This is a genomic window from Neobacillus cucumis (assembly GCF_002860255.1).
Taxonomy (GTDB): domain Bacteria; phylum Bacillota; class Bacilli; order Bacillales; family Cytobacillaceae; genus Neobacillus; species Neobacillus cucumis_A.
Genome location: NZ_PGVE01000107.1, coordinates 115,498 through 142,279 on the forward strand (window position 1 = coordinate 115,498; position 26,782 = coordinate 142,279).

Genomic DNA, 26,782 nt, shown 5'->3' on the forward strand with positions numbered 1-26,782 from the left:
TCACAAAACTTGGAAAAGTGGTTTTTCTGAAATAAAGTGGACCGGAATTTCAGGAAATAGGGTTTGGATCCTTCCTGCTAAATATTTCATACCAGGTGCTTCGCTTTCAGCATGTCCTAAAACGATTAATGCTTTTCTTTTCCCCTGATAGACTGCATCCCTGACAAACTCGGGGGTTTCCCACTCTGGACCTTCACCTGAAATAATTAAATCTAGATTCTCCTTCTCAAAGAGTGGGATCGACAAAGTTCCACCCCCTCTATACCCTGCTAACAATCCAATACGTGTACAAGTATCAGATAGCTCTCCAACTGTCCGTACAAATTGAATTCCCAGCTTATCTTTTACGTACTCAGCAATTTCACTAACAGACATAGGAGGAATTTTTACTACCGTTGATGTTGGAGTGTCCTTTTCTATAAATGTTTTCCATTCCAAAGCTTCAATCAAACCGGCCATAATTCCATCCGGCTGATAGCGATGCACATAATCATGAAATCGATAGATCGCAATCCCGGACTCTTCAATAAGTCTATTCTTTTCAAAATAAACTGTGTTTTCTTCCAATATTTCTTGATTGTCCATATGGCTATAAAAAAGGCCTTCATGGGTGATCAAAAGATTGGCCCCTAGATGGATCGCCCGTTCTATGACCTGTTGTGTGGCCATAAAGGTGGTGGCAATTCCTGTTACTTCCATTTTTGGATGACCGAACTTGAGGGTGTCTACAGTATTTTGAATATGCTCCACTGGTTCCATTAATCGATTCAATACAGTTTGAACGGTTAATGTCATATTTTTACCTTCTCTCAATCTAATTTCTTTCATAGAAGAGTTACCGGATTTACCCAAGGCAACTCTGTTCTATTTATTCATCCTAATTTGGAAACTAGAGGAGCATCTGCTGTTGTTTTGTGCTCTCTTTGATGTTTTATTCTTAAAAGCTAATAACCTTCCAATAGGCTTCTTTTGGCTCATGATTTTCATCAAACAGAAATGGCCAGTTTTTACGACCCCTTACAGGAAAATCATTTAACCAAGTATAGTCATCGGCCGCCCCCCAGAATGTTACGGCTGTAATTACCTCCTGATATTCTCGAAGTAATTCGAATACTTGTTGATATCTTTGGGTCTGCAGTTCAATTATTTCCGCCGTTGGTGCTGTAAGGTCTGTCCGCTTGTCTTCATGTTTGAAAACGGATATATCCAATTCCGTAAGCTGCAGCTTTAGTCCAAGGGATGCATATCGCTCAATGGCCGCACGAATGTCCTCTAGGCTTGGGTTTGTTAAGTTCCAGTGTGCCTGAAGACCCACACCATGAATAGGGGCCCCTTTTTCAACTAACGATTTAACAAGCTGATAAATCTTTTCCCTCTTCCCTGGGTTGGATTCGTTATAATCATTGTAAAAAAGCAGGGCATCAGGGTCAGCGACATGTGCATATTCAAAGGCCTTTTCTATGTAATCTTCGCCAATGATGTCGAGCCATTTCGTTCTTCTGTACAATTCAGGCCCTTCGTCCGTTACTGCTTCATTGACTACATCCCAGCAGTAAATTTGTCCCTTATATCTCTGCATGACAGTGTTCATATGGTCTTTCATTCGTTGTAACAATTGATCCCTAGTAACCTTTTCTCCTTGAGAATTATGAAAAACCCATTCAGGCGTTTGATTGTGCCACACCAAAGTATGGCCTCTCATATTCATTCCATGGGTTTGTGCAAACGTTGCTAATTTATCAGCTCTTTCAAAGGTAAATTTGCCTTCTTCCGGTTGTAATAACTCAAATTTCATATCATTTTCTGCTGTAATACTATTAAAATGTTTTGCTAATAAATTTTGCTGTGTTTCAATTGTACGAAGATTTACCGCTGCACCAATGTTAAAATAGCTTTCATAGACTTTCTGTAATGAAGGAACCTCAACATTTGTCTTTACCATCATTAATCCATCTCCCATTAACATAATGATTTTTATCGTTTGTTTATACAACCAACAAACTATTTATGCAACAATTCTTTTATCCAAATGGTACTATTATGCCTGATAAAAATTACGAATCCACCTATGAGCTTTCAGCTTCTTAACCGATTCTTGAGAAAGCCCTTTTCCGTCCCCAACCTTACAGTTTCTTTCGACATTTTTGATGGTACGCATCCCGGGTATAACCGTAGAAACTACAGGGTGGCTTAAAACATATCTCAATGAAGTTTCGGCCATATCCTCGATAGAAATGTTAAGATTTGTTACGATTTCTTGTACCCGGTTGTAGACTTCTAGTTTCCTTTCATTCTTAAAATAATGATTTCTGAAATCCCCCTCTTCAAATTCACTCTCCGGGCTGATTCTGCCGGTAAGTCCCCCTTCATCCAGCGGTACACGGGCAATTACACCGACATTATGTTTTTCACATGCAGCGAACAGCTTATCTTCCGGGCTTTGCTCAAAAATATTGTAGATGACCTGAACGGTATCAACTAGGCCTGTCTCAATCAGTTTGATGGCATTTTCAGGCTGGTGATCATTAATGGAAACACCAAAATATTTAATTTTCCCCTGCTTTTTCAGCTTTTCAATGGCTTCAAGCCAGTCCCCCTGATTTACCCATTCGTCAGACCAAACGTGAAACTGTTGGACATCGATCGTTTCGACACCAAGATTGCGCAAGCTCTCTTCCGTACAGGAAATAATATGATCTGCCGGGAAGGCTTCTTCTGCAGGAATACCAGCCGGAGCAGGCCATTTTAAATTTTTCGGAGGAATTTTGGTTGATACAAAGATCGTTTCCGGACGTTCTCTTACTACTTGTCCAACCAAGCGCTCACTGTGGCCATTTCCATACCCTAAGGCCGTATCAATAAAGTTCAAACCGAGATCAATAGCTCTGTTTAGTGCCTTTATGGATTCCTCATCGTTTGCTCCCTGCCAGCCGGTATTCCCTATACCCCAGGCGCCATATCCGATCTCGGAAACTTTTAAACCTGTTTTTCCAAGTAATCTATAATTCATTTATATCCCTCCAGTTTTATAACTAATTTTTACGTTTCAATAACTTCATCTTCCAATGAGCTACGATTTGAATTTGCTTCAAAACTATTTACGTTTTGCTAAGCGGATTACATTCCAGGATAATTTCGGCAATACAGCTGAAACTAATCCATTGTCGATCACGGCATTACCATTTGAATGAGGGGCTACCGGTGTGCCTTTAGCAGAATTGGTTTGTTTTAAGTCATCATTTTCAAGCACGATATGCTCCACAACCTCATAGCCATCAAAGTTACGAATATCGCAGTCTAGTTCCAAGCCTTCCGTTAAATGGCGGTTTACCGCAAAAATGGTTAACTGTTCATTTTCTTCATTATATACAGCAGTGGATTCTAAATAAGGTACATCCGTAAAATCTTTGCTATCGTATTTTGGACTTGAAATAATCGGATTCAGGGAAACGCCCCGTCCAAATACCGATGCGTGCATATATGGATAGAAAATGGTCTGCTTCCAGGCTGGACCATTTTCCTCTGTCATAATTGGTGCAATCACATTGATCAATTGGGCAAGACAAGCAATTTTTATGCGGTTAGCATGCTTTAATAACGTGATCAGCATACATCCAACCAATAGGGCATCCTCAAAATTATAATGATCTTCCAGTTGCGGAGGTGCAATGCTCCAAGGCTCAATTTTCTTATCCGCATCATTACTGTGGTACCAAACATTCCATTCATCAAACGAAAGATTGATATTCTTCTTTCCTCGTTTTTTAGCTTTAATGTAGTCGGCAATGGATATGACTGAACGGATAAAGTCATCCATTTCAAGAGTCATCGCCAAATAGTTGGAGATGTCATTATCACGATTGCCATAATATTGGTGAAGCGAAATAAATTCAACATGATCATAGGTATGCTCCAAAACGGTTGCTTCCCAATCTGCAAAGGTCGGCATGCCTCGGCCGGAGCTTCCGCAGGCAACAAGTTCAATTGTTGGGTCAACCCATTTCATGACCTTGGCTGCTTCCGCAGCAATTCTCCCATATTCTTCAGCCGTTTTAGAGCCGATTTGCCAAGGACCATCCATTTCATTTCCCAAGCACCATGTTTTAATTTTGTGCGGATCGTTATACCCGTGTGAAATCCGTAAGTCACTATAATAAGAACCGCCCGGATGGTTGCAATATTCTACCAGGTTTCTTGCAGCATCAATCCCGCGTGTTCCTAAGTTAACGGCCATGTTTACATCCGCATTTACCAACTTTGCCCATTTCATTAACTCATTTGTACCAATTTCATTGGTTTCAGTAGTGCGCCAAGCTAAATCAAGCCTGCGTGGGCGGTTTTCTACTGGTCCTACACCATCCTCCCAGTTGTAACCAGAAACAAAGTTTCCACCTGGATAACGAATGATAGGAACCTGAAGCTCTTTTACCATTTCCATCACATCTTGACGGAAACCATTTTCATCTGCCTGCGGATGACCGGGCTGATAGATTCCCCCATAGACTGCACGTCCCAGATGTTCGATAAAAGAACCGAAGATACGATTATCAATCTCAGAAACTTTAAAATCCTTTTCAAGAATCATTTTTGCCTTTTGTGCCATATTTTCCATCCTCTCATTAGTAAGTTAATTAGTTTATACTTTAATGAATTCAGTATTTAATCCCTTTTTATCCACAATTTTTAGGGCTGCTACTCCTAAGTATATTTATTCCAAAGTAAAAGAAGCGAGACTTGCGTTACCGATCCCCTTATAAGTAAAATACAATGACTGTATGCCGTCCGGAATGGTAATATCAGCGGAATATTCTGTCCATACGTTCGTAAACTCAACCGGTATTTTTCCAAGGGCCGGCCCGTTCCATGATGTTTTGACTTCAAAAGCCCCTTGGGCATACCCGCGCACCTTGATTTTGACTTTTCGAATATTGTCGCATTGGAAATATTTAAAACCTGCTGTAGCAGTATCCCTCATATTCGCAATGTATCCGATTTCTTCCTCCCCATCTTTACCATCCTGTGTAATCTTCGGGAATCGTCCGTCCATCCATGCCCCGAGAGAACCCGAATACAATTCCTCATCCTTACAGAATAGATTGCAAGCCACATAAGCTGGATATTCCCCGCTTCCCACTAGTGGGCCTCCATTTGGCCCGCAGGATGTCATCTCAACTTGGGATATTGTGCCATCCTCCCTAACCTCAATCGGTTCAATACAGCCCTGTCGGCTGTAAACTGTTCCGTTGGTATGCCTGTGATAAAAGATGTACCATTTCCCATTCATTTCAACCATGCTGCCATGATTATTGTGACCATAATACATAGGCTTGTCCGCTGGTTTGTAAGTATCAATATGAAGATCGGCATTGCTTACGATGACTCCCTGGTAGACAAAGCCTTCTGTCGGATGTTTGCTAGTCGCATAGCAAAGCTCATGCATGACGATAGAGGAGTAAATAAGATAATAAGTATCGCCTTTTTTCCTTATGGATGGCGCTTCAAAAAACTCATGTCCTTCGTACCCGCTGCCTTTACTGTAGGGCTCACTTGGTGCAATAAAAACTGGTTCTTCCATAATGGTAAGCATATCCGGACCAATGACCGTCGCCATAGCACCTTTTCTTGATTTGTCACCTGCTGTACAAAAGCCAGTGTACAAATAGGTTGTGTCGCCTTCGGTCAAGACCCCTGGGTCGAATTGAGGCTGGTCGCCCTCTCTTTCCCCCAAGCGTGTTCCATCTGAATAATGCACATAACCGTAAAATTCGTAACGGCCCGCCGGCGAATCACATACGGCTACCGACACAACGGGGACTTTGTCAAGCACATAATAGAGATAATACCGACCATCTGGACCCACTGTGACATCCGGTGCATAAAGACACATTCTGCCATCAGGATTGAGTGGATCATCTGTTTTTTTGTAAATGACGCCTTCATTCCGCCAATCACCTAAATTATCCACGGGTGCCGACCAGCACACATAATCGTTTATACAAAAGACATGCCCGTTAAAGCGATCATGAGAGCCATACACATAAACTCGATCATTAAAAACATATGGTTCTCCATCAGGAATATATTCCCACGATGGAAGATACGGATTGAATCCTTGCTTCATTGTCACTCACTCCTTGTATCCTAATAATTTAGATGCTCAATAAAAAAGGGACATATTGTCCCATTTTTTTAAAGAATCATCCCTTTACTCCACCTAAAGTTAAGCCTTTTACAAAATACTTTTGCAAGAATGGATACACCATAATAATTGGTAAACTTGCTATTATAGTCATGGTTGCCCTTATGGAAGTAGGAGTTACTGTGTTTGCATTTGAATTACTGCTAGCAAATGCATCTGCCGCAGTCTTGCCTGACATAGAAGCATTTGAATTCTGTAAAATTCTCATAAGCTCATATTGCAAGGTACTTAGTTCAGGAGTGGAAGAATTGTACAAGAACACATCAAACCAAGAATTCCATTGACCAACAGCGACAAACAATGAAACCGTTGCCAATACCGGAAGCGATAATGGTAAGACAATTTTTAAAAATGTAGTAAAATCCCCTGCTCCATCGATTTTTGCCGATTCAAATAAACTCTCCGGGATGCCTTCAATGAAGGAACGAATAACAATAAGATTAAATACGCCGATAATCCCAGGGATAATATATACCCAAAAACTATCCAATAAATTAAGTTCTTTGATAAGCAAGTAATTTGGAATTAGTCCGCCATTAAAATACATGGTGAGAACAAATGCAATTGTCACAAATTTTTTAAAGACAAAATCCTTTCGACTAATGGTATAAGCTACCATTGCTGTGCCAAGTACGGATGTCAATGTTCCGATTAGTGTTCTTAAAACCGAAATCATAAACGCGTGAAAAATACTAGCTTCTCCGAATACATATTTATAATTTGACCAGGTAAATTCTCTCGGCCAAAGAAAAATACCACCCTTTATGGAATCATTCGCATCGTTCAAGGATACAGCCATCTGGTTAATAAAAGGATATAACATCACGATACAAAGGAAGATCATAAAGGTATAATTAAAAATATCAAAAATATAGTCGCCTGCACCTGTATGACTCCTGGTTGCTTTGAAAAATCGTTTTTTTTCCATAAAATCCCCTCCTAGAAAAGCCTTGGCTGGTCAAACTTTTTAGCAATACTGTTTGCTGTAAATAAAAAGATGAAACTTACGACTGTCTTAAAAATTCCTGCAGCGGTGGCAAGTGAAAAATTACCTAGAGAAATACCGTACTTTAAAACATAAATATCAAGGTTTTCAGAGTAGTCGAGGTTTAATGGATTCCCGAGTAAATATTGGGCTTCAAAACCAGATTCTAAAATATACCCCAAATTCATAATAAGTAAAATGATAATCGTTGGTTTTAAAGATGGGAGCGTGATATATTTGATTCTCTGCAATCTAGTGGCACCATCAATATCTGCTGCCTCATATTGCTCTGGGTCAATCATCGTAATAGCTGCCAAATAGATAATGGTGTTCCAGCCGACGTTTTTCCATACATCAGAAGCACCTAGAATTCCCCAAAACCATTTCTCTTTCCCCAGCCATAGAATGGGCTTATCGATAATCCCTAATTTCAGCAATACAATATTTACAATCCCATTATCGAGTGAAAGTCCATAAGAAATAATACTTGCCGCAACAACCCATGAAATAAAATGTGGCATATAGCTGATGGTTTGGACAACTTTTTTGAACTTTACAGCTTTTAGTTCGTTTAAAAGAAGTGCTAATCCAATAGCTGTAACAAAACCCAATACCAAGTTAATGGTGCTCATCCCTAAAGTATTACGAAGCACCCGGTAAAAGTTCGGGTCAGCAAATAAAAATTTAAAATGTTCGAATCCTACCCACTCTTGATCTAACATACTTTTTGCGGGTTTAAAGTCCTGAAAGGCAATGGACCAGCCCCATAATGGAATATATTTAAAAACAAATAACCAAATTAAAAAGGGAAAACTCATTGCAATGAGTGCTTTTTGTGTCATTACTTTTTTCAGAAATTTCCCTTTGACTTTTTCCGATTGAACCGATACGGAAGAATCAACTACATTCTTTGTTGTTTCAGTCTGAACCTGCATTTTTACCCCTCCTCTATAAAAAACACATACATACAAAACTCAATCATCATAAGCCACACCTTAGATACTCATACTCACCAAACCAAGTTGAGGATTATAATCTCGAAGATAAAACATTGTAAAAAACAGGAAGCCGATAAGCCAATTTGGCAATATCGGCCTCCGTTACGCAAGTTAGTTATTTTAAATTACTTGTTAGACTCAGACATTTCAATCAGCTTTTTAACTTCCTTGGTCATTTTCTTTTCATATGGTTTTACATCGAGAGCATTGTACTGTTTTACATACTCATTCCAAACAGAATCAAATTGAGAAGGAGAGGCTAAAACTAACTTAGGGAAATATTTCTTTTCCAAATCAGTTTGTCGTTGAGTGAAGATTTGCTCCTTAGAACCTTCTTCTAACTGGATACCCCATGCCGGATACCAAGGACGGTTATCTGGCTTAGCAAATAAATCAGAGAAAACTTTAACTCCATATGCATTAAGCAGTTTCTTGTCGCCTTCATCATAGGACAATTGCGCTACTTCAACTTGTCTTCTAGGTTCATATGCATTTCCGTCAGAGAATAATCCATTTCCACGAGGCCAGCCCCATTCATAGATCTTAGAACCGAAATCTTCCCTAAACTTATCATCAGCTGTTTTGGTGATTTGTTCTTGGGTACGAACAAAACGACCTTTATCATTCACATCATATGTTTGGCCTTTAATTCCCCACAAAATCAGCTTTTGGTTTTCTTCTGTAAGCATATTGTCCAAATATTTAATAATTCTTACTGGATCTTTTGCACTTACTGTGATACCTATACCGCGGTTACTTACAAAGTTAGGCGGATCCAAATATTGATCTTTTGTATCTTTATCAAATACAATTGGTAAAGCCATATAACGCTTATCATCTACACCGGCATTTTTCAAATTCGTTTCTGCCTGTCCAATTTGCCATCCGTAATCAAAGAATCCAAGTACACGTCCTGAGGTTAATTTAGCAAGATATTCATCATAGTTGGCAACAAACGATTCTTTATCGAATAAACCCTTGCTGTTAATTTCATTTAATTTCTGTAAATAACGCTTAGTATCTTCATTATTTCCGTAAACTTTTGCTTCATGAGTTTTCATATCAACCTGAACGCCGCCATCATTCGGATACCCGGCCAAGTGATTTGATGCATTTGATAATGCGAAGAATCTCCAATCATAAGTTAAAGCTGTAAATCCAATTGTTGATTTGCCATCTACTTTTGGATGCTTCTTTTGATACTGTTCAATTAAGTTGAAATATTCATCAAGTGTTTTAATTTTCGGATAGCCTGCATCTTTTAAGACAGCACGCTGAACCCAAAATGCGCCTTGGTCAATATTAGGATTTGGCAGATATCCTTGATACGCTTCCATAGGAAGAAAATAAATATGTCCATCTTTATCTTTCATTTTATTCATATATGGGCCATATAGCCTTTTTATATTCGGAGCATACTTATCGATCAAATCAGCAAGATCAATAAATGCACCTGCATCTAATATTTTTGGCAATGCCGCATCTGGAACTAAAAGATCAGGATATTTGCCGCTTGCAATCATGGTCCCGATTTTTGTGTTAATATCACCGACAGCGTATTCTACTTTAAAGTTAACGCCAGTTTGTTTTTCCAGTTCTTTCCCTATAACGGTTTCGTTCGTATTTCTGTCCTTACCTGCCTGAGCGGCATTATAATACGTGAATGTGGCCGGTTTTAAATCTCCCTTACTTCCGGATTCGCTTGGCTTTCCGCTGGCACCTTGATCTTTTGAGCAGCCGACTACCGCGAGTATCAGCATGACCAAGGTGAGTACTGCTACAAATTTTTTCCTTAACATTTTCTAACCCCCCCATTTATTTGGTACATCCTTATTATATTTTGAAAGGGTTTACATCGACCATTTAAAAACTAAAGGTATTACTTAGGAAAGTATAGATGGTTTTCTAAAACTTTAGTTTTTTTTATTTGTCTAGGTTGATTCGGAATCTTTATGATAATAACTGTTCCTTCCCCTTCTTTACTATCCAGTTGGAAGTGAAATTGGTCCTGATAATAAAGCTTTAATCGATAATACACATTCTTGATTCCAACGCTTTTTCCCATATCATTTTCATTTTCGAGTTCATGAATCAATTGTTGCTTTTGGGATTCCGACATCCCCGCACCATTATCCCAGACTTTACAGATTAACTGATTACCATCAAAAGAAATATGAACCTCAATTTTGCCATTTTCCTTCAACGGCTCAATTCCATGAATACTGGCATTTTCGATAAATGGCTGCAGTGCCATGTTTGGTATGATACATTCTTCCGCATTGCGATCGACATGAATCTCATAATCTAGCTTATCCCCAAATCGGTATTTTTGGATTTCCAAAAAACTGATGATAAGGTTTATTTCTTCTCGGACCGTTACCATATCTTTCCCCCATGTCAGGGAATTGCGAAACATTTTCGCCATATTATGAATAATCTTGGCTGTCTCGATCTCCTCCTTCATTAAACTTCTCATGCGAATGGTTTCCAGAGCATTAAATAGGAAATGAGGGTTAATTTGGCTCTGAAGGGCACTAAGCTGAGCACGATTCCGTTTTATCTCCATCTCTTGTTTTTGGATATTGGCCATGAATACATCCTGGATCAATTCCTTAATTTTTCCGGTCATCCGATTAAATTCGCTTGTTAAGATCCCAATTTCATCCTCATATCCCGGATCCGGAATCTTTTCGAAGTTTTGGTCGCCCATCTTTTTTACATGCCTCAAAATGCGCCGAAGTCGTCTTAAAAAGGATCGGTTGATTAAGATAATGATGATAGTAGGTAATAAGATATTGATACAGGCTAAATAAATAATGAAGCGTCCTGACTTATACACCGTTTTAATCATCGTTTTTTCAGAGATTGTTCCGACCACTTTCCAGTTTTGGGGATACGTATTTTCCAAGTAAGCAGTGGTTAGCGTAACGGTTTCCTTTTTCCTTGCAATATCCTTGATATAAATTTTTTTCTTGCCAAAGTCTATTCCTTTATTTGTTGTGTACTCAATTTGCCCCTTATCATTTAATAGATAGACATTCCCTTTAAAGGTAATATTATTAAAAATGTTTTCAATTATGGATGGTTTGATATCTATTTTTACTATTTTTTGTTTGTAGTTAAAATTAAAATAATCCAGCTTTCTGATCACACTAAACGTTTTCGTCTGGTCATCCAGTGTTGATTGCAATACAATTGGTGTGGCATTTTTCTCCTCCTTGATTTGCTTATACCAATCCAAATTTTTAATGTCATGTATGGGATAAACTCCCCCTGAATAGATCATTGTGGGGTTATCGGTATAAAAACGAATCGAGTGAATGGACGGATTAATCGGACTTGACTGATATAATGTTCTTAAATAGGTCTCATAGTTTTCAACGTAATCAATATCCGATGGATAATTTTTCTCCAGGAAATGATTAATATTTGCATTCGTGTAGAAGGAGGATGATATTCCCACAGCGTTGTCGATAATATTCCCCAAATCATGGCTAATCTGTTTTAGTGCCAACTCAGAATCGTGCATTTGCTGCTGTTTTACATTGTTAATCGTAACGGTATAAAAAATAATATTGGTTAAAACAATCGGAATAAGGACTGAAAAAATATACATAATTAATAATTTTTTACTTAAACTCACATTATGAAAACTAAATTTTGCCCATTTCATCGTTATCACACTTTTCTTTTCTCCAGGAGTTTATTCCGATATTCAGACGGAGTTAATTTTTCATACTTCCCAAACATCGTCACAAAATAGTCAGTATTATTAAAACCCACTCTTTCTGCAATTTCATATATCTTCAGTTCCGACTGCCTCAACAGTTTTTTTGCTTCATTAATTCTTACTTGCAATAAATAATCTTTAAAATAGATCCCATAGGTTTTCTTAAATAGTTGTCCTAAATAGACCGGATTCATATAAAACTTTGCAGCGATGGATTTTAAACTCATATTCTCACGATAGTGTGAGTCTACAAATTGTTTAATTTTATGGGCCTCACCATCTGAAGATTGTTTACGAAGGATTGTAATCATCTCTTTACTTTCTAGCACAAATTCAAGAAATTGTTTCCTAAGCTGTTGTAAAGTTAAATTATAGTTTTGCAGTTGAAGCATGGTCTGGAAGTTTTTTAAATTTGATACTTCCCCTTCCATATTTTTAATAATTTTTAAAATAGCATGTACAAATCGATTGATGGTTGCTTTCACTGCTACTCGAGCCATTTTTTTCGAGACAAACTCAAGGAAAATTTTATCTATTGTTTCCATAATGGCCAAGGTTGTATTTTCTTCTATTTGCTCAATTAATTGATGATAATAGGAATCCTCTAGTTCTGTGTAGGTAATCGCTTTATTGTTTTCTATATCTATTGAAAGAATAATATTTTTATCTTCATAGAAATACTTATACTCGCGTGCATTTTTAGCTGCTTCAAAGGAGTCTTTTAACAAATGTAATTTAGGAACAGCTGGTCCAATATAAAAGGTAACCGCTTGAGTCATATTACTTGTAAGTAGTCCATTAATCCAATTCACAAAATGACCGATTTGCATTTGGAAACGATGCAGATAGGTGGAAGGAATTAATAATCCATAGCTTCCTTGTTCTAAGTCTTGAATAAATACACCCACATGAGGATCACAAATATTGCGAATAATTTTAGTTATTTTTTCTTTCACTTGATAATCAGGAGCCGATTCAGTTGGAGATTCAGGAAGTCCGTTTACCTCCAAAATCAGATAATAATATTCAGCTGCACTACTTAACAACAGTTCTTTTGAGAACACGCATGCATCCTCCTCATTCACTTTTCCTAAAATCAGATTATCAAGTAAGACGGCTTTCTTTATTTCAATGTTCCGTTCAACAACCAGCTTTTGTTCCATTATCGTATTAGAAAGCGATCGCAAGGTTTCTTCTATTTCTTCCTGGTCAATCGGCTTTAGTATAAAATCATGAACACCGTAACGTACCGCTTGTTGGGCATATTTAAAATCACTGTAACCCGAGATAATAATAAATTTAGGATGATTTCCCGCCTTTTCCGTCACTTGTTTAATTAACTCTAATCCATCTAAGACCGGCATTCGAATATCGGTTATGACAAGTTCGGGATTTACTTCATCAATAAGCGCTAATGCATCTTCACCATTTGCTGCTTCTCCTGCAACCTCAAATCCACATGCTCTCCAATCTATTAAACTTCTTAATCCTTTCCGGAAAAAATTTTCATCATCAACTAAAATCACTTTGTTCATGTCGTTTCAACTCCCATTAGATGAAATTAGTGAGTAGGTGGGCCAATTTTACAAACGCTTACATTGTTATAGATAACTACTAATTTGTTTTTTTACTATACCATATGATTTAAATGAATATTGCAAAATTCAGAAAAATATAGAGAAAAAAGGCTTATTTTGTCAACAAAATTTATTTATTATCATTTTACCATGGAAGGTTGTATTACTGGTTTTCCAATTATTATAAATTTCCGAAGAAGCTTAGAAATCGTAAGCCCCTCAAGCTGGTGCTTAAGGGGCTTTTTAATAACTCAGTTTATGGCATCCAAATTTTATAATTGCCGCTTAATGCTAGCAAACTGAAAAAATACAAGCAGTTATCATAATACCGTCTTTCCCCAGTTCGTACAGGAGTATTCCAGAATGATTCCACCCATTTTAAACGGTCTGGACCATCGGCTGCAAGGGATGCCATGGCATTGGTAGCAAGCAAGCCGACCGGATGGAGCGATTTTTCCTCGAATGATTCCCCAGCAATCGTATAACGGCGATAATCGGCAGGATCCTTATCAGCAAAGAAGGCTTGAATATTATTCGCTTCTTCCGTTTCCCATGCATCCCCTCTAAACCACTCAAAATCAAGACCGATATTAACAGCTACACGATAGGCATCACTGAAAAAATGACCATAGCCTCTCTCATTGTTTGGAGTGCCATCATAATAGGCATACTCTGGAGCTAAGCCTGTTTCAGGATGACAGGAAATCTTCAAATATTCCCTGCTCGCCATGCTTGCTTCCTTCCAAAAAGCACGGTCCTCTTCATATGCCCACAGTGCAAATAATTCATAGAAATGTGGTAAGTGGTAAGATGGATCAGAAAACTCACAGTTAGGAATAAATTTAATTAATTTATTCTCCTTATTCCACATGGGGAACCCGACCCCATCTTCACCTTTATGAAGGCAGGTACGTAGAATCTCTTTTGCTTGAACACTGTAATTAAATGGCTCCGGTCCATCTCCCCATCGATGGGAGGCAAAGAATAAAGCCATCGCGAAGAACTCTTCCCCATCCGGTGCTGGGCCGTAGGCATTTTTCGTACCGTCAGGCTGGCAAGACCAGGCAAAGTAACCAGCATTCTCACCTGTCGTCATATACATGTAATCAAAGGTCCATTTCCATAGCCTGTCAAAAACATCCTTATTATCCATTTGTACGGCCATCATCATTCCATAGGACATGCCTTCAGTACGGACATCGAGGTTTCCGGTATCAAGCATGTAACCTAGGTTATCGCCAACTGGGTAATAGATTCTGGTATCTTCAGCCCCATTAAAAAGTTGTTCCCAATTATCCTTGATTCTTTGATTTATTTCTTCCTCTGTTTTGCCGATTTCTTTGAAGAGATTACGATATTCCCCAGTGTAAAAAGACCCGCCTTGCTTTTCAACTAACTTTGTCATATGTTCCCTCCACATTGGCTTATCTTCTAAATTCTTTTAACTGGTCATTAAGTACCTTTGTTTGTGTATAGACTTCCTGGTAAATCGAAAAGAGCTTTTGATAGGCTTCCACATTTTCCTTAATAGGATGGTAGGTTTTTGAGGTTTGAATAAAGCTTTGAGCACATTCTTTAAGAGATGTAAACCAGCCGCATCCATAGGCAGCTAACATCGCAGCACCCATTCCTGGACCTTGTTCACTTGTAAGTTTTTCAATTTTTGCATTAAAAATATCAGCCTGCATTTGCAGCCATGTTTCATTTTTAGCACCGCCGCCAATGGAAATGATCGAATCAATGGTCTTACCACTGTTTCTAAATATTTCAATTGATTCATTTAATGAAAAAGTGATTCCCTCAAGAACCGCACGTGCAAAGTGCTTCCGTTCATGGCCAGCATCCATTCCAATAAAGCTGCCTCGGATAGTGGAATCCGCATGCGGTGTTCTTTCTCCTACAATGTACGGAGTGAATAGTAAGCCATCACTGCCGGCAGGTACCCCGTCAACACCTTCTAAAAATTGATCAAAGGCTTCTTCTTTCGCAAACGTATCTTTAAACCAACTTAAGCTATAGCCCGCTGCAAGAGTAACCCCCATGGTGTAGTATGTATTTTCTTCGCCATGGTTAAAATAGTGCACCTTTCCTTCAAAGTCCAAGTCGTTTCTTTCTTCATAAGAAAGGACAACACCAGATGTACCAATACTGCAAAGTGTTTTACCTTCTGATAAAATCCCTGAACCAATCGCACCGCAAGCGTTATCTGCCCCTCCGGCAAAGACTTGAGTTGCTTCAGATAATCCAGTTGCCTGTGCAAATTCAACGGTTACCGTGCCAACACAAGCATGGGACTCTACTAGCGGCGGACAAAGTTCAGGAGCAATACCAAATAGATGTAAGATTTCTGGGCTCCATTCCCGTTTACTTACATTTAACATCAATGTTCCTGCTGCATCCGAGTATTCCATATGAATATTGCCTGTAATGCGGTAACGCAAATAATCTTTCGGAAGCATGAATACGCTTGCACTCTTGAACGTTTCAGGCTCATTCTCTTTTACCCAAAGGATTTTTGGCAAGGTGAAGCCTTCCAAGGCCGGGTTTTTCGTGATTTCGAGCAGTTTCTCTTGACCCACAACCTCATAAATTTCCTGACACTGCTTCGTGGTTCTTGTGTCATTCCAAAGAATCGCATTTCTAAGAACTTGGTTTGCCTCATCTAGTAAAACCAATCCATGCATCTGTCCTGAAAAGCTGATTCCCTCTATATCTTTGACATCTCCTTCGAATGCTTGGACTAGTTCGGCCAGTCCTTCTGTAGTCTTTGCCACCCATTCTTCCGGATTTTGTTCACTATAACCTGATTTCTCGATGATTAATGGATAAGATTTGGAAACTTCCTGGGCTACTTCACCGTTTTGATTAACAAGTAGAATTTTGACCGCGCTTGTACCAAGGTCAACACCGATTACGTATTTCATCGTTCTTTCGTCCCTTCCTATAAAAATGTGCTGGACAAGAATCTTCCAGCACATTTTTTCATTTTATTTTGTTATGTTTTTCGTTGTTTTTATCGAACCGCAACGCTTGAAAGTGTTTCTAATAGATACTGGTTAAGTGTAGCTCTTAATACTTCTGTTCTGCCTGAAGTATTTTTGATTTCAGTTAAACCAAGAGCATACTGTTCTAATTCACGGAAATTCGTTCTGCCTTCAACGATGTCTAAACCAATGCCTTTTGTATAGCTGCTGTAACGATCATCAATGAAGTTTTCGAATACACGGTCTTCTAGTAATTTGTTTGCTACTTTTAGGCCGATTGCGAAAGCATCCATTCCTGCGATGTGAGCATGGAATAAATCTTCTGGATCAAAAGAACCTCTGCGTACTTTTGCATCGAAGTTTGTTCCGCCTTTGCCTAAACCGCCATTTAGAAGAATTTCATACATTGCTAATGTTGTAGAATACAAGTCAGTTGGGAATTCATCAGTATCCCAGCCAAGTAATGGATCACCTTGGTTTGCATCGATTGATCCAAGCATACCATTGATACGAGCCACACGAAGTTCATGTTCGAATGTATGACCAGCTAAGGTTGCATGGTTTGCTTCTAGATTGAACTTGAAGTAATCAGTTAAGTCATATTTTTGTAAGAATGCTAGGCCAGTTGCTACATCAAAGTCATATTGGTGTTTTGTTGGCTCTTTTGGTTTTGGCTCAATTAAGAATGGAACATTCAGGCCAATTTCTTTAGCGTAATCTACTGCCATGTGGAAGAAGCGTGCTAAGTTATCTTGCTCAAGCTTCATATCTGTATTTAATAGTGTTTCATATCCTTCACGGCCGCCCCAGAATACATAGTTTTCTGCGCCTAGTTCCTTCGCTACTTCTAAGCCCTTCTTCACTTTTGCTGCAGAGTAAGCGAATACATCTGCATTTGGAGAAGTTGCTGCACCATGTGTATATCGAGGGTTTGTGAACATGTTAGCAGTGTTCCAAAGTAATTTTGTTTTGCTAGTTTTCATGTATTCTTTAATCATGTTAACGATAATGTCTTGGTTTTTGTTTGATTCAGCTAGTGTGCTTCCTTCTGGTGCAATATCAACATCATGGAAAGCAAAGAATGGAACGTTTAATTTTTCAAAAAGTTCAAATGCTGCTTCAACGCGTGCTTTTGCTAAATCAAGTCCTGTTAAGTGGTTCCAAGGACGAATGGCAGTACCTACGCCGAATGGATCTGTACCGTCTGCTGTAAATGTATGCCACCAGGTGACAGAGAAGCGCAGTAATTCTTCCATTGTTTTTCCATTGATTACTTCTTGTGGATTATAATACTTAAATGCTAAAGGATTAGTTGAATTTGCACCTTCAAATTGAATGTTTTTTACATTTTCAAAATAAGCCATGATTGGATTCCTCCTAAGGTTTTTCGGTTATAGACTTGTTTGTGTAAATGCTTACATGTCTTTTAATCTAGTAGTCTTTAACCTTTCTTTAATTAGATTATAGCACCCTCCACTTCGTTTGTCTATCGGATAAACAAAGATTTATAAAAAATATTTTAAATAAATTTTGCCAAAGAAAAAAGCTGTACCATTTTTGCGTAAAGGGTTCCGTAATGAGGTGCTTTTCTTAAAATATGTGCCGAAATGACAGTCGTATTGGCATCGTTATTGATATATAAAAAAGCAAAACTCGCCATAGTAATTGGCGAGTTTCTTTATTAGGAATACAAAAATCTTATTTATATAAAACCTCATTTACTTGTGATACGGTTCACCGTAATGTATCAAAATGAGGTTCTCTTGGATTTTTGAGATAATACTCACTTCATTCTAAATAAGATGTCTTGTCCTTAATCGAGTAACCCCAAAAAACTAAGCGGAGATTTTTCGCTTAGATGCAGAATGGAGGTGGTTTCGGGGGAAATAAGGGGAGGTTTTCCGATTATGCAAAGCAAAATCTCCCATTTTCGCATTTTTCGAGTCAGTAGGCGGAATCTCTCCGTCTATTTAAGCTTTTTTTAATAATAAGTACTAATTAAGAGAAATTTTTCCTTCTATTTATCAGATCGGGTGCTTAACCTAATCCCCCATCCGATAAATGCGGACCCTCTTGATCTTAGATGGAGAATCAGCAGCTTTTTATCGACCAGCTTATAAAGATCAATAAAATTGGTCTCAAAACGGCACTGCAAATGACAGACGTTTTGACCCTCTTTTTTAATTGCACAATACTTATTGTCCATCATAATAATGATGTCAATTGATATGTCAAAGTTTATGAAATTTCGTAGAAACCTTGATAAATAAAGAAAAAGACGTATGCCAATTCATACGTCAATTCTTGTGTCATTTAATAATAAAGCGCCCCAAAACGGAACCCTTTAATTTTTGCGGTTACAGCTTTTCATTAGTGAGGTTATTAATTTTGTACACTGAGCCTTTTTTGTTTGGCTTCAATCCGATTAAAACTTTGTTTGGCCCCCGTCATCACCATGAGAGAGAATAAACTTATGCTGAAAAACGGAACAATCCCAGGAATAGAACGATACAGGATGCCTATAAGGATCGTTACAGCAATCATCAAAATAGTGATATGCATGTTAATGATTCCAATATAAAAGGAATTCTTAATATACTGAATCAGGCGTAATTCGTAATGAACATACACAGGAAAAAGATAAAGCATGGTGATAAAAAATAAAATCGTCACAATCACAAGCGGGATGGAAAGCACATATTGTATCGTTCCTCCAACCGTAATCAGATATTTGAAGTCGAAATATAGGAACATCCCGATCAACGCCATGATCCATCCAAGCTGATTGGATTTGACAAACTCCTTTTTATAAGTATTTAAAAAGGTAGGAAAGATCGGTACATCCGTTTCATTCATCAACCATTTTCTTAAAATGGTAAACAATGCGACAGATGCAGGGGAAATGCCGAGTAAAATAAGACCGCCCAATGAAAAGAGCACCCATAAAATATTTAAATAGGCTAGTTTCATAACCCACTCACAACCAGTGTATGCCTTGCCGACTACCCAATTAAATTGCATGTTCTTTCACCTCTTGATGAGTACTATCTTTATTATAAGACAAGTATAGCATTACTTCTATTAAAAAATAGGACTGTCCAGTTAATACCAGACAGCCTCGATTCCTTTATTCCATCATTGCAGAAGCCACTAAAGGGGCGGATTTTTTACTTTCCTCAAGCCATAAAATACTTGTGACTCCACGCGGGTAATACTTACTTCCGGCGATTTCACCAGAGATGATTTGATCACTCCAGCTCCATACCGATAATGTTGGATGAGTCAGCCAAGCAACATGTGCTGCATCAGCCTCCGCCCCCTTTTCATCCCAATCAAGCCCAAGAATTTCACGGGCAATAAACTGGCTTAAGTAAATCTTGCTTAACCAAGAATTATTGCTTGTGGACGAAATCTTCCAGCCGCCATCTTCAAACAAGCAGACACCTTCTGTCAATACGGTTGTTAAGTGCTGCTTCAACACTTGGATGTAAGCTCCAAAACGGCCATTAGGATCCAGTGCTTCTTTGTTATTGGTATAGTAAGGGAAAATTAATCCTTCAATGGCAGGGATAATCTTCGAATCGTTTCCTTCCTTAATGACAGCAGGAATATAACCACCAGGTGTTATATGACCTGCAATCGTGGATGCACATTTCTCCGCTAGTTCTCCAGCCTCTTTCGACAAGTCCGCTAGTCCATTCTCTTTAAAGATTTTCTCTAATGCCACATAAGATGCCCATGTTTTTCCGGCTAAATAAATATTATTTCTTGCCTGACCTAGCGAAACATCCAAACTATCATACGTCGTAATCTCTGCACCGCCCATTACGCGGGTGGAGTCAAGACCCATAATGCCATCCCGTTTTTCTGCTTCAGGATGATCGCGATTGATCATGCTATCAAAGCAGCGAACGAATACATCCAAATTAACCTTTAACCACTCTGCATCACCGGTTTGTTCTACATATACCGATGCACACAATACCCAGTTCACTAGCTGCTCATAGGTCATATGGGAGAAACAGCCGTCCAAGCCATATAGCTCGTAGGAAGAATAATGCGGACGAGAAATCGTATTGGCAACCCCCATATCATGGGTAAAGCTAATACCGCCAGGATATTCCGTTTCATCTCCTGGGAAACGTACTTTATCTTCATAGCTAAACCGGCTGACAAACATGTCCAGCTCGTTCTTCACTGTCCAAGGGTTCATTTTTAACTCAAAGAAAATTTGGTCAACAGTTAAATCAAAGGTGTTCATCATTCGATATTCACCTTCGTTTACCACCCAGAACGGCTCTCCATCGACATCAAGCAATTGTGTAGAACCATAATAACTGCGAATGGAGTGTGCCATCATAAACTTTTGATCATCCGATAAATCCGCATCATTGACTAAGCTGTTCGCTTCTTTGGCGCGAGCCGTGAAGGATGCAAAATTTTCTAGTGCATAAGCTGCCACAGATTCGATATTAGAAAAATATCTTGTGTAATAGTAGGAAGCATCTAATCCCGCTGTCACTAATCCTCCGCGATGGAAGCAGACGGCAAATTTATACGTGCGTTTTTGTCCGGCTGGGACATCCATCACCAATGCACCAACAGGCCCTAACCCGAAGGTCCAGTTTTCTTCAAATGGTGTGGTTAAAATATTTTCTAAACTAAAGTGAAGAGCCGATTTAATTTCAGGATCATTGGACGCGATTGCTGTTAGTCGGCCTTGACCAATACCAGCAATCCCGTCACAAGTATCATCTAATCGGCGCATTGAACTATATTGATCACTGCCTTGGTAACCAAAAAAGGCACGGCGGCTATTCGCTCCTTGAGTATTATCAATGGTAAGCTCTGCCCAAACCGCTGGGATTAACGTATTTTTTAGTTCCTCGTCAGATGCCGCAGCCGGATCTGGTACAGGTTGAACTTGCGAATAGACGGTAAAAGTTAAATCGCCCGCCTTCCATGAATCGGTTCCTAACTGAAAATTCCGTTCTATTTTTTCCTTTTCAAAAGGTAAAATGATGCGCGGCTTATCTGGGTTAGGATCCATATTTTCAATATCATAGCGCTTACTTTCATCATCTTCTAGTTCAAAGAATGGAAGTGCTTCATAGATTCCTTCACGGTCTGCCGATTCCACACCAACATAGACATTTTTTCGTGGTGAACGGCCAAGCTCTAAATCCAAGCCTCCGCCATTTCCATAAAAGCCAAGAGTGAAGCTTGAAAATGCTCCTATTGGTGAATGATGTGCATTAAAAAACATATTCTTTGTCAACCTTTTTCCCTACTTTCTTCTATAATATTGATTAAAGAATATATAGATTCATAACTTACACTCTCATTATATCATTAATATCTTTGTTTGTATATTCAATAAACTAAGTTTGTGTTAAAATAGATATACAATAACGAACGTGGGGAGATTTTTTACATTGACAACAATTACATGGAACCAACAAGTAGTGAAAAGAAATAACAAATCATTGGTGCTGCAAATGATTATGGAAAAGGAACCTATCTCACGTGCAGACATTGCTCAGGTAACCGGATTAAATAAGGGTACCGTTTCATCCATGGTTAATGAATTATTAGAAGAAGATCTTATCTATGAATCTGGTCCGGGTGAGTCCAGCGGCGGCCGGCGCCCTGTTCTTCTTCACTTTAATAAGGTGGCAGGCTATGCCATTGGAATTGATATTGGGGTTAATTATATATTAAGTGTTTTAACAGATTTAAAAGGAAATATTCTCATTGAAAAAAACCAACTGATACAGGATTCCAATTTTTCTGTAGTTAAAGAGCTCGTAATAGCTGGTATCTGTACCCTTCTTAAGGAAATGCCTAAAAGCAGGTATGGTGCGGTTGGAGTAGGATTAGGTGTAGCCGGAATAGTCGATAAAGAAGGAATGGTTTTACTTGCACCCAACTTAGGATGGAAATACGTAACATTAAAATCAGGGATTGAGGAAGTATTTAAACTTCCTGTTATCATCGAAAACGAAGCAAATGCCGGTGCGTATGGAGAAAAACAATCTGGTGCGGGGCAGGATCATGAAAATATTATCTATATTAGCGCTGGAATTGGGATTGGAGTTGGAATCATCCTGAATGGGGAATTATATCAAGGAAATAATGGGTATTCCGGGGAATTGGGCCATATGATTATCGAGGTCAATGGCAGGCCTTGCAGCTGTGGGAGCAGAGGCTGTTGGGAAATGTATGCTTCAGAACATACCCTTTTAAAACTGACAAATAATCCGCAGGCAACGCTTGAATCATTGATTCAACTTGCGGAAGAAAATGATAAGGAAACACTTGAGCTGTTTGAGGAAATCGGCTGCTATCTAGGCTATGGCATTAATAACATCATTAATACCTTTAATCCACAGCAAGTCATTATCGGGAATCGGTTAGCCAAAGCAAAGAAGTGGCTCGAAAAACCAATACGAAGAACGATTGAAAACCATACCTTGTCCTTTCACCAGAACGAAATGGAGGTACGTTTTTCAGCACTTTCCATTTATTCTTCTGCTTTAGGTGTGGCTGCCTTTGCTGTAGAACACTTTATTAAGGATATTGTAATTAATTAATAGTCTAGCGGGAATTCTAATTTTCTTATTTCTAAAAGAGGGATTTGTTATATTCAAATAAAAACGCTCATTCCATTAGATGAGCGTTTTTATTTTATGGTGGGAAACACATACATCTATCTTCCTATTATGATGTCACTGGTTTTTCACTTTGTAATGCTTGATAGGCCAACAAGAGCGATCCAGTAATCCCAGCATCGTCTCCCAAGCCTGGACTAACAATGTAATCAATAAGGTCCGGCAAACATACATAGCCGTTTATTAACTCTGGCAAATATTTATTAATATAAGAAAATACTTGTTTTTGTTTCATGACCCCTCCGCCGAGAATAATTTTTTTCGGTGAGAGAATCAAGATATATTGCATCAGTGCTTGGGCGATATAATAGCCTTCCAAATCCCAAACTTCCTCGCGATCAACTAGGTTAATTCCCTTTTCACCCCAGCGTTCTTCGATTGCAGGTCCTGCAGCAAGGCCTTCAAAACAATCATGATGGTACGGACATTTTCCTTTATAAGTATCTTTTGGATGCCTTCGGACTAAAAGATGACCCATTTCAGGGTGTGAAAGTCCTTGAAGCAAATTTCCCTGCACGATGGCTCCTGCTCCTATTCCAGTGCCAATGGTGATATATAAACAACTATCCAAGCCTTTAGCTGCCCCAAATGTGACCTCTCCTAAGGCTGCGGCATTCACATCTGTATTAAAACCAACTGGAACGGAAAAGTTATCTTTCATTGTTTGAACAAAGGGGAAGTCCTTCCAAGCCAGTTTAGGTGTGGAGGTAATAGAGCCATAGGTTGGACTTTCAGTATTTACATCAATAGGTCCAAAAGAACCAATTCCGACCGCTTGTATGGGATATTTCTTAAAGAAAGTAATAACACTTCCCATCGTTTCTTCAGGTACAGTGGTAGGAATTTGAATTCGCTCGATAATCCGTCCAGATTCATCCCCTACTGCACATACAAACTTTGTACCTCCTGCTTCAATTGCACCTAACATTCATATTTCCTCCCTATCATCGTATTAATTAACGGTTATTACTTCAAATTTGTCCCATCGATGGCATGAAAAACACCTAAAATTTCAACCGTATAATTTTTAATAATGTCCATATCTCCTTCTTCAACGATGGGCATAAATCCTTCTTCTTCTTAAATTTGTACAAGCTCTTGTTGGGAATTCCACATATAGTCGATGACAATATACCAACATTATGAGCAGCCCTTATTTTGACTAAGCTTTATTTTTAGTTTTTAGTTAAAAATAGGATATTATATAGAGAGAAAATATATTTATTCAAGGAGCATAGAAAAATGGCAGAAACGAAATTCAAGGGTTATATTGGAACCTACACAAAAGGAGATAGTAAAGGAGTTTACTCTTTTACATTAGACACAAATGAGGGGAAAATAGAAGATATTCAAGTGGCAGCAGAACTTGGAAATCCTACATACCTTGCTATCAGCAAAGATAACCGCTTCCTTTACTCTGTTGTAAAAGAAGGGGATACGGGAGGTATTGCAGCCTTCTCCATTGGGGATTCAGGCTCACTCACACCAATTAACAGCCAAGTATTAACTGGGGCACCGCCTTGTTATGTTAGTGTCGACAGCAAGAACCGCATGGTATTTGGTGCTAACTACCATCAAGGGCTGGTTCAATCACATCTGATTAACCAAGAGGACGGATCCGTCTTACCTTATGCTTCCATTAGAGAGCATGAAGGTTCAGGTCCTGACCCAAGACAAGAAAAGCCTCATACCCACTATTCTGAATTGACGCCTGATGAGAAGTACCTTGCTGTTTGTGAGTTAGGTATTGATGCTGTTATTACCTATGCCGTGGAGGAAGATGGCACCCTTACCCAAGTGAATCTTTTACCTGTAAAAGCAGGAAGCGGCCCAAGACATCTTGTCTTCCATCCAAATAGGGATATAGCTTATGTTATGACAGAATTTAGTTCTGAAGTGATTGTTTTAAACTACAATCCAGAGAATGGAAATTTTTCTGAAGTACAATATATTTCTACCTTGCCTGAGGATTTTAAAGAAAATAACCAAGGCAGTGCAATCCATATTTCTGCAGATGGCCGTTATGTTTATGCGGGGAATCGCGGTCATAACAGTATTGCCGTTTTTAGTGTGGATTCGGGTTCTGGTGAGCTTACGTTTGTGGAGCATACTTCGACTGAGGGTGATTGGCCACGGGATTTTGAGATTGATCCGAGTGGGAAGTTTGTGGTTGCTGCGAATCAGGAGTCTGGTAATGTGGTGTTGTATGCAAGAGACGAGGTTTCTGGTCGATTGACGCTGATTACTTCTGATATTACGGTGCCTTATGGGGTTTGTGTGAAGTTCTTGAATTATTAATTTATATTAAAAAACAGCTTAACAAAATGGTTTTGACCATTTGTTAAGCTGTTTTATTTTTAGTAGCACACTATATACACGCTTCTTTTCGATCAGAATCTATAACAAATGCAGAAATCTTTATAGTTTGTTGGAAATTCGGAAAATTAATAACCTACTAGCCTTATGAATTGAGGACTTGACAGGAAATCTCTGATTTCATTGATAGATAGTCCTAAATTTTTTGCCTCAATTATTAGACCTAGCCATTCCTTATCTAATTCTTTTTCAGTTTCTTATTGTAAATGGTATTTGGTAAAATTAGTTTATTTTTCACCTAATTAAATTTGAGGAATTCATATATTTTATATATAATTTTCTTTAAAAAGAACATGTAATGAAAAGGGTGAAGTAATGGTCCATCTGCAATCTAAATTGAAACCACAAAGTCGACGTTCTTTTTTAAGAAGTACTATGAAATTATTTCTTGGAATAATTTCATCAGGAATAATGGTTGGCACCTATTCTACTGAAATAGAACGATTTTGGTATCAGATAAAAGAAATTCCTCTTAAGGTAAAAAGACTCCCAAAATCGTTTATAGGATGGAAAATTGTTCATTTTAGTGATGTTCATTTAGGATTTCATTATGGAGTTGAAGAATTTCAAACGGTTGTCCACTCAATTAATAATATTAACCCAGATATTATCTTCTTTACAGGTGACCTCATTGAATTGGGGAATCGAAATCCCGAAAACATAATTCCATTACTAAAAGAGATTAAAACACCGCCTGGAGGAAAATGGGCTGTCATAGGCAATCATGATTACTATTTGAAAGAACAAGTCATAAAAGTTTTACAAAAGTCAAACTTTATGACTCTGGATAATACTCATCATTTTATTGAGAATCAAGATCAAAAAATTTACATTGCTGGAATAGATGATGTAATGTATGGGAGTCCAAAAATCGATAAAGCAATTGCAGGTCTATCCGAAAGTGATTGTGTGTTCTTACTGTCACACGAACCAGATATTGCAGATGAAAGCAGCAAGTATCCAATAAGTGCACAGTTCTCGGGGCATTCCCATGGGGGACAAGTAAGATTGCCTTTTTGGGGTCCAATCATTAACCAACGATTAGCAACTAAATATATGGATGGATATTATGAAGTAGGAGTTAATAAACTGCCATTATACGTTAATCGTGGGATTGGTACAACTAATTTACCGATCAGACTTTTTTGCAGACCAGAAATCACGGTATTTTACTTAGCTCAATAGTTTTTTGATATAAGACAATCAATTCATTAACTATTTTGTCCTTTTACTTCTATTGGTAAAGAACTGATTAGAAGAAA

19 protein-coding genes and 1 pseudogene are annotated in these 26,782 nt (G+C 38.4%); 3 read left to right on the forward strand and 17 right to left on the reverse strand.

Features of this window, described 5'->3' with window-relative positions:
- The 15 genes from CVD27_RS27175 to CVD27_RS27245 all read right to left on the reverse strand — a co-directional run bounded on the left by CVD27_RS27175 (position 1) and on the right by CVD27_RS27245 (position 21,751).
- Positions 1-795: a Nif3-like dinuclear metal center hexameric protein gene (locus tag CVD27_RS27175; RefSeq protein ID WP_101652337.1), complete on the reverse strand. Its 795-nt coding sequence runs from the start codon at positions 793-795 to the stop codon at positions 1-3.
- A 142-nt stretch (positions 796-937) separates the two neighbouring features.
- Positions 938-1,945, reverse strand: a complete 1,008-nt coding sequence (locus tag CVD27_RS27180; protein ID WP_257984513.1) for an endo-1,4-beta-xylanase — start codon at positions 1,943-1,945, stop codon at positions 938-940.
- A gap of 93 nt (positions 1,946-2,038) precedes the next feature.
- The gene (locus CVD27_RS27185) at positions 2,039-3,010 is read right to left on the reverse strand and encodes an aldo/keto reductase (protein WP_101652339.1); all 972 of its coding nucleotides are present in this window, start codon (positions 3,008-3,010) and stop codon (positions 2,039-2,041) included.
- Between the two features lie 84 nt (positions 3,011-3,094).
- Complete coding sequence (arfA, locus tag CVD27_RS27190) at positions 3,095-4,603, reverse strand: arabinosylfuranosidase ArfA (RefSeq protein ID WP_101652341.1); 1,509 nt, start codon at positions 4,601-4,603, stop codon at positions 3,095-3,097.
- A gap of 105 nt (positions 4,604-4,708) precedes the next feature.
- A complete protein-coding gene (locus CVD27_RS27195; RefSeq protein WP_101652343.1) occupies positions 4,709-6,121 on the reverse strand; it encodes a family 43 glycosylhydrolase in 1,413 nt (470 codons plus the stop codon).
- Positions 6,122-6,197: 76 nt separating this feature from the next.
- Positions 6,198-7,127, reverse strand: coding sequence for a carbohydrate ABC transporter permease (locus CVD27_RS27200; protein ID WP_101652345.1), 930 nt, complete (start codon positions 7,125-7,127; stop codon positions 6,198-6,200).
- Between the two features lie 11 nt (positions 7,128-7,138).
- Positions 7,139-8,119 (reverse strand): ABC transporter permease, encoded by a 981-nt coding sequence (locus CVD27_RS27205; RefSeq protein WP_101652347.1) that lies wholly within the window; start codon positions 8,117-8,119, stop codon positions 7,139-7,141.
- Between the two features lie 188 nt (positions 8,120-8,307).
- Positions 8,308-9,981, reverse strand: coding sequence for an ABC transporter substrate-binding protein (locus tag CVD27_RS27210; RefSeq protein WP_101652349.1), 1,674 nt, complete (start codon positions 9,979-9,981; stop codon positions 8,308-8,310).
- Between the two features lie 80 nt (positions 9,982-10,061).
- On the reverse strand, positions 10,062-11,855 hold the full coding sequence (locus tag CVD27_RS27215; RefSeq protein WP_101652450.1) for a sensor histidine kinase: 1,794 nt from the start codon (positions 11,853-11,855) through the stop codon (positions 10,062-10,064).
- A 5-nt stretch (positions 11,856-11,860) separates the two neighbouring features.
- Positions 11,861-13,447, reverse strand: coding sequence for a response regulator (locus tag CVD27_RS27220; RefSeq protein ID WP_101652351.1), 1,587 nt, complete (start codon positions 13,445-13,447; stop codon positions 11,861-11,863).
- 298 nt (positions 13,448-13,745) lie between these two features.
- A complete protein-coding gene (locus CVD27_RS27225; protein ID WP_101652353.1) occupies positions 13,746-14,894 on the reverse strand; it encodes a glycosyl hydrolase family 8 in 1,149 nt (382 codons plus the stop codon).
- A gap of 19 nt (positions 14,895-14,913) precedes the next feature.
- On the reverse strand, positions 14,914-16,413 hold the full coding sequence (gene xylB, locus CVD27_RS27230) for a xylulokinase (RefSeq protein ID WP_101652356.1): 1,500 nt from the start codon (positions 16,411-16,413) through the stop codon (positions 14,914-14,916).
- A gap of 89 nt (positions 16,414-16,502) precedes the next feature.
- Positions 16,503-17,837, reverse strand: coding sequence for a xylose isomerase (gene xylA, locus CVD27_RS27235; protein WP_101652358.1), 1,335 nt, complete (start codon positions 17,835-17,837; stop codon positions 16,503-16,505).
- Between the two features lie 1,018 nt (positions 17,838-18,855).
- Positions 18,856-19,494: a YesL family protein gene (locus tag CVD27_RS27240; protein WP_101652360.1), complete on the reverse strand. Its 639-nt coding sequence runs from the start codon at positions 19,492-19,494 to the stop codon at positions 18,856-18,858.
- Between the two features lie 106 nt (positions 19,495-19,600).
- Complete coding sequence (locus CVD27_RS27245) at positions 19,601-21,751, reverse strand: glycoside hydrolase family 52 protein (protein WP_101652362.1); 2,151 nt, start codon at positions 21,749-21,751, stop codon at positions 19,601-19,603.
- A gap of 157 nt (positions 21,752-21,908) precedes the next feature.
- Between CVD27_RS27245 and CVD27_RS27250 the strand changes: the two genes are divergently transcribed.
- Positions 21,909-23,066, forward strand: coding sequence for an ROK family transcriptional regulator (locus CVD27_RS27250; RefSeq protein WP_257984514.1), 1,158 nt, complete (start codon positions 21,909-21,911; stop codon positions 23,064-23,066).
- A 127-nt stretch (positions 23,067-23,193) separates the two neighbouring features.
- Here CVD27_RS27250 and CVD27_RS27255 read toward each other — a convergent pair whose 3' ends face one another.
- On the reverse strand, positions 23,194-24,072 hold the full coding sequence (locus CVD27_RS27255) for an ROK family protein (protein WP_101652364.1): 879 nt from the start codon (positions 24,070-24,072) through the stop codon (positions 23,194-23,196).
- Positions 24,073-24,386: 314 nt separating this feature from the next.
- Here CVD27_RS27255 and CVD27_RS27260 point away from each other — a divergent pair, with 314 nt between their 5' ends.
- The gene (locus CVD27_RS27260) at positions 24,387-25,442 is read left to right on the forward strand and encodes a lactonase family protein (RefSeq protein WP_101652366.1); all 1,056 of its coding nucleotides are present in this window, start codon (positions 24,387-24,389) and stop codon (positions 25,440-25,442) included.
- A 146-nt stretch (positions 25,443-25,588) separates the two neighbouring features.
- On the opposite strand, the pseudogene CVD27_RS27265 reads toward CVD27_RS27260, so the two are convergent.
- Positions 25,589-25,690 (reverse strand): annotated as a pseudogene (locus CVD27_RS27265) (anti-repressor SinI family protein); the annotation flags it as partial.
- 166 nt (positions 25,691-25,856) lie between these two features.
- Between CVD27_RS27265 and CVD27_RS27270 the strand changes: the two are divergent.
- Positions 25,857-26,705: a metallophosphoesterase gene (locus tag CVD27_RS27270; RefSeq protein ID WP_180960472.1), complete on the forward strand. Its 849-nt coding sequence runs from the start codon at positions 25,857-25,859 to the stop codon at positions 26,703-26,705.
- Positions 26,706-26,782 lie beyond the last annotated feature (77 nt).